The organism is Pseudonocardia sp. DSM 110487, from assembly GCF_019468565.1.
GTDB lineage: Bacteria > Actinomycetota > Actinomycetes > Mycobacteriales > Pseudonocardiaceae > Pseudonocardia.
The window spans coordinates 10,084,104-10,097,937 of sequence record NZ_CP080521.1 but is presented as its reverse complement, the minus strand read 5'-3'; the positions used below and the strand labels follow the sequence as shown (position 1 = coordinate 10,097,937).

The window sequence follows — 13,834 nt, the reverse complement described above, 5'->3', positions numbered from 1 at the left end:
TGGCCGAGCTGAGCAGAGGTGGCGGCATCCTCGCCCATGATCCGAAGTATCGGTTGCTCATGGCTGTGCCGGCAGCCATGGACAACCGCTATTCGCGATCTTCGCTTCCATGATCTGAAGTGGTACGGCGCCGAGGCAGGGCCGCCCGTGCGTTCCGCGGAACGCACCGCGACCGGCTGCGTCGACCGACACGGGATGCGCCGGCTGCTCCGCCGTACCGGGATGCTCCCCGAGTCCTGTGATCAGACGATGATCACGAAGTCCGGCCGGGGGCCACTAGATGCGGCGCGCGGAGTTGAACTTCATCCGGCTCATGTCGGAGATCTTGACCGGGCTCTTGCGGGTGCTCGCGTGCACGATCTTGTTGTCGCCGATGTAGATGCCGACGTGGCTGACCGGCTTGTAGAAGAAGACGAGGTCACCGGGCTGCAGCTCGTCGCGCGAGACCGGCGTACCGACCTTCGATTGTGCCCGGCTGGTACGCGGCAGCGACTTGCCCGCCTTCTTGAACGCCCACGATACGAGGCCGGAGCAGTCGAAGGCGTTCGGACCGGTCGCCCCGTACCGGTACGGCGAGCCGACCTTGCTCTTGGCGAGGTCGACAGCCGCGGCCCGCGTCGCGGCGGCCGGCGCGCCCGCGACGGCGGGCTCTACGAGGGAGGGCGCGGTCTTCACGACCGGGGTGACGGCCAGCGCAACGGGGGCGGCAGGGGTGCCCTCGGCGGTGGCGGGGAGCACCGCGAAGACGGAGGCGGCGGCAGCAGTGGTGGTCACGACGGCGACGCGAAGCGCTAGAGCGGGGAGATGCTTGGGCACGGTGGTCCTCGGGGTAGCACCGACGGACGGGGTCCCAGCGGGCCGGGGGAAGCCCGCGGAGCCGGCGGGACGCGCCGTGCACGGCCCCTGGTTTGGCATCCGGGCCGTGCCGCATCCCGCCTGTCCGGCGGTGACCCTGCGCCCGCCGCCCTGGTTGAGCGTCGGTGGCGCAGGGCCGTCTGGCACATTACGAACGCATTTCGATGCCCAGCCATGACGAACATCTCAATTATGCAGGCGCTATCCGGTGAACCTGCTCACCGCTCACTGCACCGAATAGGGCACGTCCCGGACGCTCGTACTGCTCCATCAACGAGTTGATCTGTGCAACCCGGTGACCTGCGACACGAGATGTGCCGTGATGCGTTCGTTATTGGAGCAGACGAGTGAAACCCCTTCCATAATGGAACGGATCCGGTGCTTTCGGAAAGGTTGGTGGTCTGCAAACGAATCGGCCCCGGTCGTGGCGACAGGGCCACGGCCGGGGCCGACGTACGCGGAGCGGTGTCAGCGCTCTCGTTCGCCGCGGATGAACTCCTCCACCGCCTGGCGGGCGACGTCGTCGCTGTACTGCTCGGGAGGGGACTTCATGAAGTAGCTCGCCGCGGAGAGCACCGGCCCGCCGATGCCCCGGTCCTTGGCCAGCTTGGCCGCCCGCACGGCGTCGATGATGATCCCCGCGGAGTTGGGCGAGTCCCAGACCTCGAGCTTGTACTCCAGGTTCAGCGGCACGTCGCCGAACGCCCTTCCCTCGAGCCGCACGTAGGCCCACTTGCGGTCGTCGAGCCACGCGACGTAGTCCGACGGCCCGATGTGGACGTTGTCCTTGCCGAGCTCGCGGTCGACCTGGGAGGTGACCGACTGGGTCTTGGAGACCTTCTTCGACTCCAGCCGCTCCAGCTCCTTCATGTTCAGGAAGTCCATGTTCCCGCCGACGTTCAGCTGCATCGTGCGGTCCACCTGCACCCCGCGGTCCTCGAACAGGCGGGCGAGCACGCGGTGGGTGATGGTGGCGCCGACCTGGCTCTTGATGTCGTCACCGATGATCGGCACGCCCGCGACGCGGAACTTCTCCGCCCACTCGGGGTCGGAGGCGATGAACACCGGCAGCGCGTTGACGAACGCCACCCCAGCGTCGATCGCCGCCTGCGCGTAGAAGCGGTCGGCCGCCTCGCTGCCGACCGGCAGGTAGGACACCAGCACGTCGGCACGGGTATCGCGGAGCACACGCGCGACGTCGACCGGCTCGTCGTCGGACTCGTCGATCGTCTCGCGGTAGAACCGGCCGAGGCCGTCGAGCGTGTGGCCGCGCTGCACCGGGACGCCGAGCGGCGGGACGTCGCAGATCTTGATGGTGTTGTTCTCGCTGGCGGTGATCGCCTCCGAGAGGTCGCGCCCCACCTTCTTGGCGTCGACGTCGAACGCGGCCACGAACGTGATGTCGCGCACGTGGTAGCCGCCGAAGTCGACGTGCATCAGGCCGGGGACGCGCGTGGCCGGATCGGCGTCCGCGTAGTAGTGCACGCCCTGCACCAGCGACGCCGCGCAGTTACCCACGCCGACGACGGCGACACGGACCTCACTCATGGCGGCTCCTTCTCTCGTCTTCCTGGTCTGCGGGTTCCACCCCGTCCCGCGCCGCACGCTCGGTGGCGATCAGCTCGTTGAGCCACCGCACCTCCCGCTCGCACGCGTCGAGGCCGAGCTGGTGGAGCTGCTGGGTGTAGTTGTCGATCTGCTCGCGGGCCCTGCCGAGGGCCGCGCGGAGCCCCTCCCTGCGTTCCTCGACGGCACGCCTCCTGCCCTCGAGGATCCGCATCCGCACCTCGGCCGGCGTGCGGGAGAAGAACGCGAGGTGGACGCCGAAGCCCTCGTCGTCCCACGCGTGGGGTCCGGACTCGGACAGCAGCTCGGCGAGGCGCTCCTTGCCCTCGGCAGTGATCCGATACACACGCCGGCTCCGCCGCGGCCATGCGCCGGACTCCGGCGGGGGCTGGTCGGGATCCTCGACGATCAGGCCGGCACGGGTGAGTCGGCGCAGCGCCGGGTACAACGACCCGTAGGAGAACAGCCGGAAGCTGCCCAGCCGGAGCGCGAGCTGCTTGCGCAGCTCGTAGCCGTGGACAGGCGCCTCCTGGAGCAGGCCGAGGATCGCCAGCTCGAGCACGACGACCTCACCTCCGTTGCCGCGCTGTGATGGCACGCGCCGATAGCATGCCCCAGTATATCGAGCCGATACATCTGCCTGCAGTCCCGAGAGCGCGTCAGGACGACCCGTCGTCGATCGATCGGGCCGGTTGGAGGCGTTCTCCACGATCGCCGGCGCTCTCCGCGTACCCTGACCGGGTGCGCACCCAGCGGCAGGTGGTCGACTACGCGTTGCAGCGCCGTGCGCTGCTCGCCGACGTCCACTCCGGTCGGGTCGGTGTCGCCGAGGTTTGCGATGCGAGCCCGTACCTGCTCCGAGCAGCGCGTTTCCACGGCGAAGCCACCGATCGCGCGTGTCCGGTCTGCCGCAAGGAACGACTCACCCAGGTCTCGTGGATCTTCGGCGACGAGCTCAAGCACGCCGCGGGATCAGCACGCAAGCCCGAGGAGATCGAGCAGCTGGCGAACGTCTACGCCGACTTCTCCGTGTACGTGGTGGAGGTCTGCCGCACCTGCAGCTGGAATCATCTCGTCCTGTCCTACGTGATGGGCACGGGCGACGCTCCCCACAGCCGCAGGTCCGACCGACGCAGGACCGCCGCCGAGTGACCGCAAACCCTTCCCCCGAACCCCCGGAGCAGCGGTGAGTGATCAGCGCGACCCCCGGTTCGACGCGCCGAGGGGCCGCCCCCGGCAACCGTACGGCGGCCCGCCGCCCCGCCATGGCGGCCCCGGCGGGCCGGGTGGCCCGCAGCGCCGGCAGGCACCGCCACCGGATTCCCGTGGCACCCCGCAGCGCTACCGCGCCGATGGTCCGCCGGTCGCGTCCGGCAGGCGCACGCCGGACACCAACTCGGCGGTACCTCTGCTCACCCACGACGACGGTGATCCCACGGCCGTCGTGTCCGGTCACGGTGCCCGCACCGCGGTGGCCGAACGCCCGCGCCGGCCCTCCGCTGCGGGCCGTGGCCGGAAGAAGGTCTCGCCGTGGCGGCGGGTGCGCCGGATCTCCTACGTCGTGCTCGGGCTGCTGCTGATCGGACCGTTCGTCGCGTTCGTCGTCGGCTGGTTCATGTTCCCCGTGCCGTCGTCGCAGGACGTGGCGCTCGCGCAGGTGGCCACGTTCAAGTTCGCGCGCGGCGAGGACCTCGCCACCGTGCGCCCGGAGAACGAGAACCGGGTCGCCGTCACACTCGACAAGGTGCCGAAGCACGTGCGCGACGCCGTGCTGTCCGCGGAGGACCGTTCCTTCTACTCCAATCCCGGCTTCGACTTCGTCGGCATCGCTCGCGCGGTCTACAACCAGCTGACCGGTGGAGTCGGCGGCGGTTCGACCATCACCCAGCAGTACATCAAGGTCTCCACCGGAGAGGACGACTTCTCCGCGTGGCGCAAGTACAAGGAGGTCGTCCTCGCGGTCAAGATCTCCCGGGAGAAGACCAAGGACGAGATCCTCGAGAACTACCTCAACACGATCTACCTCGGCCGGGGTGCGTACGGCATCCAGGCGGCGGCGAAGGCGTACTTCAACAAGGACGTCGGTCAGCTCACGGTGTCGGAGGGCGCCATGCTCGCCGGGGTGATCCAGTCCCCGTCGCGCTGGGACCCGGCGAAAAACCCCGAGCGTTCGCAGGAACGGTGGAACTTCGTGCTCGACGGAATGGTCGAGCAGGGCTGGCTCGACCGCGGCGAGCGGGCAGCGCAGACGTTCCCGCAGCTTCCCGAGATCCCCGACCAGACCGGTGGCGGCATCCCTGATGACGACCGGTACCACATCTACGAGCGCGCCCTGAAGGAGCTCGAGGCGAAGGGCATCACCTCGGACGTCATCAACACCCGCGGCGTCACGGTCACCACCACGGTCCAGCAGCCGCTGCAGGCCGAGGCCGTGGACACCGTGAAGAAGCAGATGGCGAGACAGCCCGACAACCTGCGCTCCGGGCTGGTCTCCATCGACCCGAAGACCGGGGCGATCATCAGCTACTACGGCGGGACCGAGGGATTGGCCCTCGACTACGCGGGCGAGGCCTTCCGCCAGCCCGGGTCGTCGTTCAAGCCCTTCGTGCTGGCCGCCGCGCTGGAGAACGAACCGAACTTCGGGCTGGGCACCCAGCTCGACGGCAGCGGACCGCGGGCGTTCCCAGGCCGGGCCGGCGTGGTGCGCAACGTCGAAGGCGTCAGCTGCACCCTGTGCGGCGCCGAGTACGCGATGACCGAGTCGATCAACACCTGGTTCTACGAGCTGGGTATCCAGACCGGCATCGACAACGTCGTCAAGGCGGCCCACCAGGCCGGCATCCCGGACGACCTCCTGCAGAACGCGAACGGCGGTGTCTCGCTGGGCGACAAGGAGGTGCACCCGATCGACATGGCATCCGCCTACGCCACGTTCGCCGCGGAAGGCATTTACCACGAGCCCTACATCGTGTCGCGCGTCGAGGCGGCCGACGGCGAGGTCCTGTACGAGCGATCCGGCGACGACGGGCGGCAGGTCATGTCGCAGCAGGTGGCGCGCAACGTCATCGAGGCGATGCTCGGGGTGGCTCCCAAGAAGGGTTACGCCCTTCCCAACCAGCAGGTCGCGGCCAAGACGGGCACCGCGCAGCTCGAGGGCAGCGCCCGTGACAACCGGGACGCATGGTTCGTCGGGTTCACCCCGAACAAGGCAACGGCTGTCTGGGTGGGCACGGACAAGAGCGAGCCGATCCGCGACGCCCAGAAGCAGCCGATTTTCGGCAGTGGCCTGCCCGGCAAGATCTGGCACGAGTTCATGAAGACGGCCACCGAGGACGACCCGACGGAGCCGTTCTCCACCTTCCTGCCGATGGGCACGCCGCCGACCAGCGACGTCTCCGATGAATCGTCCTCGCCCGACGACGAGGACGAGGACGAGAACTCCGACAGCGACAGCGACGAGGACCGCGACAGCGACTCCAACAGGTCGTCCGACGACGACAACGGTTCCTCCAGCGACAACAACTCCCGTTCGGGCCGCTCCGGTGGCGACGACGACAGCGGCAGCGGCAGCGGCAGCAATGACCAGCCCACGTCCGCAGGCACGCAGGACAGTGGCACTTCCGGCACGGGCACGTCGGGGTCGTCGTCGAACCGCGGGCAGTCGAACCGTTCGGCGCTCAACGAGACCTCCGACAGCGGTCCCGTCGGGTGAGTCCGCGGGTTCGGGAGCCGGACGCCCCGCCCGCGCGCGTCATCCCCACGTGGACCGAGCCGCTCGCCACCGCCGCGAGCCGGGTGGTCGGCGGGCCGCTCGGCCGGCACGCCCTGGTCGGCCGGAGCCGGTTCTGGACGCCGCTGCGCGTGGTCCTGCTGCTCGCGGTGGCGGTGCTGGCCTTGGGCTGGCTGGGCAAGGCACCGTGCCTGCAGCAGTACACCACCGATGACGGCACCGTCGCGCTCGACTGGCGCAACAACCGCCAGTACGTCGCGATGTGCTACTCCGACACGGTCCCGCTCTGGGGGATCGAGGGGCTCGACCGCGGTGCCGTTCCCTACCGCGATCCGTGGATCGACGGGGAGGGCACCGACGACGAGCAGGTGCGGTACATGGAGTACCCGGTGCTCACCGGGTACTTCCAGTACGCCAACGCGCGGCTCGCCGACGCGTGGGTGTGGGCCGCGGGCGTGGTCCCGATCCTGCCGACGGCGCTGCCCGTCGTCGTGTACTTCGACATCAGTGCCGCGTGGCTGGCGCTGGCGTGGCTCGTGGTCGTGTGGGCGGTGCGCGCGCTTCGGCCGAACCGGCCGTGGGACGCTGCGCTCGTCGCACTCTCCCCGCTCGTCGCGGTGCACGTGTTCACCAACTTCGACGCGCTCGCCGTCGCCTGCGCCACGGCGGGGATGCTCGCCTTCGCCCGCCGCAGACCGCTGCTCGCGGGCGTACTGCTCGGCATCGGGGGCGCCTTCAAGTTCTATCCGCTGATGCTGCTCCTTCCCGTCCTGCTCGTGGCGGTACGCAGACGCCGGATCGGCACTGCCCTGCGCACGATCGGCGCGGCCGTGGGTGCGTTCGTGCTCGTCAACGCGCCGGTTGCGCTGCTGTACCCCACGGGATGGGCGGAGTTCTTCCGGCTCAACCGCACCCGTCCTGCCGACCCCGACTCGCTCTACTTCGTCGTGCAGTACTTCACCGGTTGGGCCGGCTTCGACGGCAAGCTCGCCGACGGTGAACAACCCGTTGTGCTCAACGCCGTGTCGGCCGTGCTCTTCGTGCTGTGCTGCGTCGGCATCTGCGTGGTCGCGCTGCGCGCACCGCAGCCGCCGAGGGTGGCGTCGCTCGCCTTCCTCACGGTGGCGACGTTCCTGCTGGTCAACAAGGTGTGGAGCCCGCAGTACTCCCTGTGGCTCGTGCCGCTTGCCGTGCTCGCGCTCCCCCGCTGGCGGCTGCTGCTGGCGTGGATGGCGGTGGATGCCCTCGTGTGGGCCCCGCGGATGTACTACTACCTCACCCCGGCGAACAAGGGCCTGCCACCGGACTGGTTCCTCGGCACCGTCGTGGTCCGGGACGCGTTCGTGGTGTTGCTGTGCGTGCTGGTGGTGCGCTCGGTGCTCCGCCCGGACACCGACCCGGTGCGCGCGGCGCCGGGTAGGCGGCCGGAGGCGGATCCGGACTGGCCTGCTGCCGTGCCCACACCATCGTCGCAGGTGGTCAGCGCGACCCGCTGATGGCTGGCAGGCTGCCGGTGTGCTCCTCACCCGCGATCAGGCCGACGCCGCGTTGCGCCGTTTCGCCCGCAGGCCGCTCGATCGGCCGGACCTGAAGCAGGCGGCCGTCGGGATCACCGTCGTCGCGGACGGTGCGGCGTTCCTGCTCACGAGGCGCGCGGCGACCCTGCGCGGGCACGCCGGCCAGTGGGCGCTGCCGGGCGGCCGCGCCGACCCGGGTGAGGCCCCGGGGGCAGCGGCCCGCCGCGAGCTCGCCGAGGAGCTCGGCCTCGTGCTGGACGCCGACGCCGAGCTCGGCCTCCTCGACGACTACGCCACCCGATCCGGATACCTGATCACCCCGGTGGTGTTGTGGGCGGGCACCGAGCCGGTGCTCCGGCCGAACCCGGTGGAGGTGTCCGAGGTCCACCGGGTGCCGCTCGACGTGATCGACGTGGAGCCGCGGTTCGTCACGATCGCCGAGTCGGACGCGCCCGTGATCCAGCTTCCGATCCTCGGCCGGAGCGTGCACGCGCCCACGGCCGCCGTGCTCCACCAGTTCCGCGAGGTGGTGCTACGTGGCCGCGCGACCCGGGTCGCCCACTTCGAGCAGCCGGTGTTCGCCTGGAGGTAGAGCGGACAGGGCGTTACGGCCGCGTCACCCGTGCCGGGCGGCGCAGCGGGGTGGGTGCGTAGGCGTCGGCGGGCAGCTCGGCTTCCTCGTCGGGGGTGAGGAGGTCGAGCTCCTTGCGGGAGTCGACATCCAGCCAGTCGCGGGCCAACCGGTGGGCGAGGTAGTCACCCACGGAGGTGGCGTGGGGGATTTCGGGGTCGTCCGTCATCCCCATCGGCTCGAAGCGCTGGTTCCGGAACTTCGTCACGAACGTCTCCAGCGGGACACCGTGCTGCAGGCCGAGCGAGATGGCGATCGACAGCAGGTCCATGAGACCGGCCGTCGTGGAGCCCTCCTTGCCGAACCTCGCGAACACCTCGCCGAGCGACCCGTGCTCGTCAGCATTGGCGATGACGCAGAACTCGGTGCCGGCGACCTCGAACGAGGTCGTGGTACCTCGGCGGTAGCGGGGCATCCGCTGCCGTGCCGACGGGGCTGGGTCGCTGGTGCGTTCGGGAAGCGCCATGAACGGGCCGATTTTCCTTTCCGATGCCACATCTAGGTGATTCTCGTGACATCGCCACTAGATGTTGTGGTTCGCACCGTACCGCGAGGGACCGACATTCCGGCGGCGAAACGCCGTCGCCGACCGGGACTGGCGACGATCGGGTGTGCGGGGGCGACCATGATCATGTCAGGGACGGCCGTGAGGGCGGTGAGCGCCAGCGCGATCCAGAATGTCCGCTCGACGGCGGTCGTCGCCGCGGGAGGGTCGCCGAGGCCGCGAAGGAAGACAGCACCGAGGATCGCGGTCGCTGAGCTCGACGCCATCCGCGCCATCGAGACGACGCCCGTGCTGCAGACCCTCAAAGAGCTCTAGCGTCCCCCGCGGTCGGCACCGACTCGGCCTGTGGCGTGCGCCGCGGCGGCGGCACGGCGGCGAGCCGGTCGGGGATGCGCAGGAACACGACGAACAACGCCACCAACAACGCCGCCCTGCCCCACACCCCGATGGTGACGGCCTGTGCCGCGAATCCGTCGTAGATGCCGGAGGGGATGTCGTTGTGGAGCTGGTAGTACCAGCGGAAGATGCCGATCCCCATCGCGAGGTCGGTGAGCAGGTAGGCCACCACCAGCGACCACGGCACCTGCACCAGCACGAAGAACGGCAGGAGCCACAGCGTGTACTGCGGCGAGTGGACCTTGTGCAGCAGCAGGAAGCCGCACAGCATCGCGGCGCTCACCCCGACCCACGGGTAGATCCCGTCGCGGCGGTACCGCCACCAGCCCACCGCGGCGGCCACCGCGAACGACAGCAGTACCAGCGTGGGCGAGAGCCAGTCCATCGTCGACTGGAAGTCGACGTTGTCGGGGTCGGACTCGGGACGGAACCCCCAGAACCAGATCGAGTTGGTGGTGAAGTCGACCTTGCGCAGCTGCTGGAAGGTGAACGACGCCCGCCAGCCCTCGTAGCCGGCCAGCATGAACGGCACGTTCACCAGCACCACGGTGGCCGCCGTCGCGAGCGGCACGCGGACCGCTGCCCGCCAGTCCAACCGGCCGGGCCGCGCCGTCGCGAGTACGTACAGCGCGAGCGGCAGCACGAACGCGCCCGGGTACAGCTTGAACACGAAGCCCAGCCCCAGCAGCACGCCCGCCACGGTGCCGCGCTGGGCGAGCGTGCGGTCGGTGCGCCAGCCGTGCACGACGAACACGGCGGCCGCGGCGCAGGCCACCACCGGGAGGTCCCAGTTGTGGAACGCGTAGAGCACAAGGGGCGGCCCCAACGCCCACAGCAGCGCCCTCCAGCGCGCGAGCCGGCCCAGCAGCCATCCGGTGACCAGCCCGAACGGCGCCATCAGCAGCGCCGATCCGAGCAGGAAGCCGGCGTCGGTGTGGGCGAACAGCGCGCCCCCCCATATCAGCAGCCCGGTGAGCACCGGGTACTCCACGGAGCCGCCGAGGAGCTGCCCGTCTGCCGTGATCGACCCGCTGACGTACGGGAAGACGTGGTGGTCGATGTCGCGGCCGATCCAGAGGTGCTGGATGTCGGAGTAGCAGACGTCGCGCTCGATGCGGACCCCGTAGTCGGGGGTGCTGCGGCCGGTCTCGTCGAACTCGGGGCCGGTGCAGCGGGCCTTGTTCGCGAAGCCGAGCAGCAGCGTGATGCCGGTGAGCAGCACGAGCACCGCCAGCACGATGCGCCCGGTGCGGGCCACCGGGTGCACAGCGGCCGCCACCTGCTCGCCCGGCGCGGTGCTCACCGCGGCGCCGGTCACGGCCCCGACCCGCTGACGGGCTCCGCCACGACCGGCGTCACGATCCGAGCCGCTCACGCAGGAAGGCGATGTCGGCGGCCTGGCCATCGGCAGGCGTCTCGACCACGACAGGTGCGCCCGCCGCGGCGCACACGGCCACCAGGGCTTCGGGGTCGATCGTGCCGTCGGCGATGTTGGCGTGGCGGTCGCGGGAGGAGCCGAACTCGTCACGCGAGTTGTTGAGGTGGACCAGGTCGATCCGGCCGGTGATGGCCTTTGCGCGGTCGACGACGTCCACCAGCTCCACGCCCGCGGAGAACGCGTGGCAGGTGTCGAGGCAGAAGCCGACACCGAACTCGCCCACCGCGTCCCACAGGCGGGCCATGTCCTCGAACCGGCGGGCCATCGCGTTCTCCCCGCCAGCCGTGTTCTCGATGAAGATCGGGACCGCGAACCCGCCCTCGTCCATCTGCCGCTCGATGAACTTGCGCCAGTTCTCGAAGCCCTTCGTGGCGTCCTCGCCCTGCGTGACGTGCCCGCCGTGGACGACGAGCCCGATCGCGCCGAGTTCGGCGGCGAGCTCCGCGTGCTGCACCACGATCTTCCGCGAGGGGATGCGGATGCGGTTGTTGAGCGAGGCCAGGTTGACCGGGTAGGGCGAGTGCACGACGACGGTGAGATCGCTTTCCCGCAGCTGCGCGGCCTGTGGATGGCTCGGCGGCTTCTTCCAGCTCTGCGGGTCGGCGAGGAACAGCTGCACGATGTCGGCTCCGCGTTCCGCTGCCGAGACGAGCGGGTCGTCCTCGCGAGCGTGTGCCCCGATGAGCATGCGAGCCAGAGTAGTGACCAGCCCCGACAGCGGTGCCATGGGTGCGTGTGCGATCGGGAACGGCGGTCCCGCGCACGGGCCGCGGCGTTCGCGCTGGTAGCCTCGATGCGTCACCCCGACCGGCGCTCGCCGAGCGCCGTGTGCGCCGCCGATGGCGGCGATTCTGTCGGGGTCCGATGAGAACCTCCTGTCGCGGAAGGACCGCGGCCGTTCCAGTCCATAGGAGGTGAGTGGTTCTCATGCGTCATTACGAGCTGATGGTCATCCTCGACCCGAGCCTTGACGAGCGCACTGTGACGCCGTCCCTTGAGACGTTCCTCAACGTCGTGCGCACAGACAAGGGCACCGTCGAGAAGATCGAGGTGTGGGGCAAGCGCCGCCTCGCCTTCGAGATCGCGAAGCACGCGGAGGGCATCTACGCCGTCCTCGAGGTCACCTGCGAGCCGGCCACCGTTGCCGAGCTCGACCGCCAGCTGGGCCTCAACGAGTCCGTGCTGCGCACGAAGGTCATGCGGCGCGAGCCGAAGAAGAGCGCAGCGCGTGCTGCTGCACCTGCTGCTCCCGCCACCGAGCCGAAGCGGGCCACGCCCGCCACCGCGGGCTGAGGGCGCGCGCGAGATGGCCGGCGAGACCGTCATCACGGTGATCGGCAACCTCACCGCCGATCCCGAGCTGCGCTTCACCCCGTCCGGGGCCGCGGTCGCCAACTTCACGGTGGCGTCCACCCCGCGCAACTTCGACCGCCAGTCCGGCGAGTGGAAGGACGGCGACGCGCTGTTCCTGCGGTGCAACGTCTGGCGGCAGGCGGCGGAGAACGTCGCCGAGTCGCTCACGCGCGGGATGCGCGTGATGGTGTCCGGGCGCCTGCGTCAGCGGTCGTTCGAGACCCGCGAGGGCGAGAAGCGCACCGTCGTCGAGCTCGAGGTCGACGAGGTCGGCCCGTCGCTCCGCTACGCCACGGCCAAGGTCAACAAGGTCAACCGGGGCGGCGGCAGCGGGGGCTACGGCGGCGGCAGTGGCGGCGGCGGTGGCGGCGGTGGCGGCGGCGGGTACTCCGGCGGCGCTCCCGCCGATGACCCGTGGGGATCCGCGCCGCCTGCCGGCAGTGGCCCCGTCGCCGACGACGAGCCCCCCTTCTGACCTCACGCATAGCAACAACCAGGAGAACCACCAATGGCGAAGCCCGTCCTGCGCAAGCCGAAGAAGAAGGTGTGCGCGTTCTGCAAGGACAAGGCCCAGGAGATCGACTACAAGGACACCGGCCTGCTGCGGAAGTTCATCTCCGACCGCGGCAAGATCCGGGCCCGCCGGGTCACCGGCAACTGCCGTCAGCACCAGCGTGACGTCGCGGTCGCGGTCAAGAACTCCCGCGAGGTCGCGCTGCTGCCCTACACCTCGACCGCGCGCTGAGGGGGAGTACCGGTATGAAGCTCATCCTCACCGCCGATGTGCCCAACCTGGGCGCACCGGGCGACATCGTCGAGGTCAAGGACGGCTACGGCCGCAACCTCCTGCTCCCCCGCAAGCTGGCCGTCGTGGCCACTCGCGGAGCCGAGAAGCAGGTGGCGTCCATCCAGCGCGCACAGCGCGCCCGCCAGATCCGCGACCTCGGCCACGCCAAGGAGGTTGCGGGCCAGCTCGCCGCGCTCAGCCTCACGGTCAGGGCGAAGGCAGCGGGTGACTCCGGACGCCTGTTCGGTTCGGTCACGTCCGCTGACGTCGCCGAGGCCGTCCGTGCGGCCGGCGGGCCCGCGCTCGACCGGCGCGCCGTCGAGGTGTCGGGGCAGATCAAGACCGTCGGCACCCACAAGGTCACCGTGCGGCTGCACCCGGAGGTCACCACCGAACTGGACCTGACCGTCGTCGCGAACTGACCACGGCATCGTGCCAGTGAGCGAGCCGTGTCCGCGATTTCCGCGGACACGGCTCGCTTTCGTTTACGTGCCGGCGCCCTTCACGGCCCGCCGGTTCTGGCGATCATGAGCGGTTGATCCGCAATCACTCACTGTGAACGGGGCGGAACCCGGATCCGAGATCCAGGTTCCGCCCCGTTCACGTTTCTGCACCCGGGTGAGAGGTGCTGGATCACTCGTCCAGGTGGCGCGCCGAGAAGTGACGCCGGCATCGCCGAGTGATCGGTCGGACGCGGCGAGTGGGCGATCTCCGCGGGGTGGCGACACGCCGAGCCGTTCGTGTCCGGCGTGTCGCGGGAGAAAGTTGTCCACACCTTCCTATAGTGCCCTGACCTGCCTATAAGTGGTTGATTGACGAGTTGTCCCCACGTCTTCCACAGGTTGCTCATTACATGTTCCCTGGCCGGCACCGATCCGTCCCCAGGCGGTCCACAGCCTCGCGCACAGTCCGGTTTGGTCGGGTCGGACGAGGCGCTTAACCTGCCTCCGGGGTACGAGGACTCGACCCGGCCGACAGTTCCCGTTTTCCGGGAGGTCATCCGGACGTCGTCGAGCTTATCGAACCTTTGTTCGATACAATGGCGGCAGGGGGTGA

General features: G+C 69.7%; 14 protein-coding genes. 8 read left to right on the top strand and 6 right to left on the bottom strand.

Annotated elements, in window-relative coordinates:
* Positions 1–276: 276 nt before the first annotated feature.
* From K1T35_RS49560 to K1T35_RS47200, 3 genes are all read right to left on the bottom strand, one after another.
* Entirely contained in the window at positions 277–774 is a 498-nt protein-coding gene (locus K1T35_RS49560; protein ID WP_370645284.1) for a C40 family peptidase, read from the bottom strand.
* A gap of 549 nt (positions 775–1,323) precedes the next feature.
* Complete coding sequence (locus tag K1T35_RS47205; RefSeq protein ID WP_220258121.1) at positions 1,324–2,403, bottom strand: inositol-3-phosphate synthase; 1,080 nt, start codon at positions 2,401–2,403, stop codon at positions 1,324–1,326.
* On the bottom strand, positions 2,396–2,983 hold the full coding sequence (locus K1T35_RS47200) for a PadR family transcriptional regulator (protein WP_220263306.1): 588 nt from the start codon (positions 2,981–2,983) through the stop codon (positions 2,396–2,398). Before K1T35_RS47200 ends, K1T35_RS47205 begins: the two co-directional genes overlap by 8 nt.
* A gap of 179 nt (positions 2,984–3,162) precedes the next feature.
* On the opposite strand from K1T35_RS47200, the gene K1T35_RS47195 reads away from it, so the two are divergent.
* The 4 genes from K1T35_RS47195 to K1T35_RS47180 are packed head-to-tail and all read left to right on the top strand — an operon-like array spanning position 3,163 to position 8,260.
* A complete protein-coding gene (locus tag K1T35_RS47195) occupies positions 3,163–3,573 on the top strand; it encodes a DUF5318 domain-containing protein (protein WP_220258120.1) in 411 nt (136 codons plus the stop codon).
* 34 nt (positions 3,574–3,607) lie between these two features.
* Positions 3,608–6,133 (top strand): transglycosylase domain-containing protein, encoded by a 2,526-nt coding sequence (locus K1T35_RS47190; RefSeq protein ID WP_220258119.1) that lies wholly within the window; start codon positions 3,608–3,610, stop codon positions 6,131–6,133.
* Positions 6,130–7,647, top strand: coding sequence for a glycosyltransferase family 87 protein (locus K1T35_RS47185; protein WP_220258118.1), 1,518 nt, complete (start codon positions 6,130–6,132; stop codon positions 7,645–7,647). Before K1T35_RS47190 ends, K1T35_RS47185 begins: the two co-directional genes overlap by 4 nt.
* Before the next feature lie 19 nt (positions 7,648–7,666).
* Complete coding sequence (locus K1T35_RS47180) at positions 7,667–8,260, top strand: CoA pyrophosphatase (protein WP_220258117.1); 594 nt, start codon at positions 7,667–7,669, stop codon at positions 8,258–8,260.
* Positions 8,261–8,273: 13 nt separating this feature from the next.
* Here K1T35_RS47180 and K1T35_RS47175 read toward each other — a convergent pair whose 3' ends face one another.
* From K1T35_RS47175 to K1T35_RS47165, 3 genes are all read right to left on the bottom strand, one after another.
* Entirely contained in the window at positions 8,274–8,765 is a 492-nt protein-coding gene (locus tag K1T35_RS47175) for a hypothetical protein (RefSeq protein ID WP_220258116.1), read from the bottom strand.
* A 340-nt stretch (positions 8,766–9,105) separates the two neighbouring features.
* A complete protein-coding gene (locus tag K1T35_RS47170; protein WP_370645548.1) occupies positions 9,106–10,458 on the bottom strand; it encodes a glycosyltransferase family 87 protein in 1,353 nt (450 codons plus the stop codon).
* A gap of 97 nt (positions 10,459–10,555) precedes the next feature.
* Entirely contained in the window at positions 10,556–11,326 is a 771-nt protein-coding gene (locus tag K1T35_RS47165; protein ID WP_220258114.1) for a deoxyribonuclease IV, read from the bottom strand.
* A gap of 239 nt (positions 11,327–11,565) precedes the next feature.
* Here K1T35_RS47165 and rpsF point away from each other — a divergent pair, with 239 nt between their 5' ends.
* From rpsF to rplI, 4 genes are read left to right on the top strand one after another with little or no spacing between them, the layout of a single operon-like run.
* On the top strand, positions 11,566–11,931 hold the full coding sequence (gene rpsF, locus K1T35_RS47160) for a 30S ribosomal protein S6 (protein WP_220258113.1): 366 nt from the start codon (positions 11,566–11,568) through the stop codon (positions 11,929–11,931).
* Positions 11,932–11,944: 13 nt separating this feature from the next.
* The gene (locus K1T35_RS47155) at positions 11,945–12,466 is read left to right on the top strand and encodes a single-stranded DNA-binding protein (RefSeq protein ID WP_220258112.1); all 522 of its coding nucleotides are present in this window, start codon (positions 11,945–11,947) and stop codon (positions 12,464–12,466) included.
* A gap of 33 nt (positions 12,467–12,499) precedes the next feature.
* Positions 12,500–12,736: a 30S ribosomal protein S18 gene (gene rpsR / locus K1T35_RS47150; RefSeq protein ID WP_013678623.1), complete on the top strand. Its 237-nt coding sequence runs from the start codon at positions 12,500–12,502 to the stop codon at positions 12,734–12,736.
* A gap of 14 nt (positions 12,737–12,750) precedes the next feature.
* A complete protein-coding gene (gene rplI, locus K1T35_RS47145; protein ID WP_220258111.1) occupies positions 12,751–13,200 on the top strand; it encodes a 50S ribosomal protein L9 in 450 nt (149 codons plus the stop codon).
* The last annotated feature ends 634 nt before the right edge of the window (positions 13,201–13,834 follow it).

Coding starts and splice junctions, on each gene's coding strand:
- K1T35_RS47205 (WP_220258121.1), bottom strand. CDS start 2,403: ATGAGTGAGGTCCGTGTCGCCGTCGTCGGCGTGGGTAACTGCGCGGCG.
- K1T35_RS47175 (WP_220258116.1), bottom strand. CDS start 8,765: ATGGCGCTTCCCGAACGCACCAGCGACCCAGCCCCGTCGGCACGGCAG.
- K1T35_RS47165 (WP_220258114.1), bottom strand. CDS start 11,326: ATGCTCATCGGGGCACACGCTCGCGAGGACGACCCGCTCGTCTCGGCA.
- rpsF (WP_220258113.1), top strand. CDS start 11,566: ATGCGTCATTACGAGCTGATGGTCATCCTCGACCCGAGCCTTGACGAG.
- K1T35_RS47155 (WP_220258112.1), top strand. CDS start 11,945: ATGGCCGGCGAGACCGTCATCACGGTGATCGGCAACCTCACCGCCGAT.
- rpsR (WP_013678623.1), top strand. CDS start 12,500: ATGGCGAAGCCCGTCCTGCGCAAGCCGAAGAAGAAGGTGTGCGCGTTC.
- rplI (WP_220258111.1), top strand. CDS start 12,751: ATGAAGCTCATCCTCACCGCCGATGTGCCCAACCTGGGCGCACCGGGC.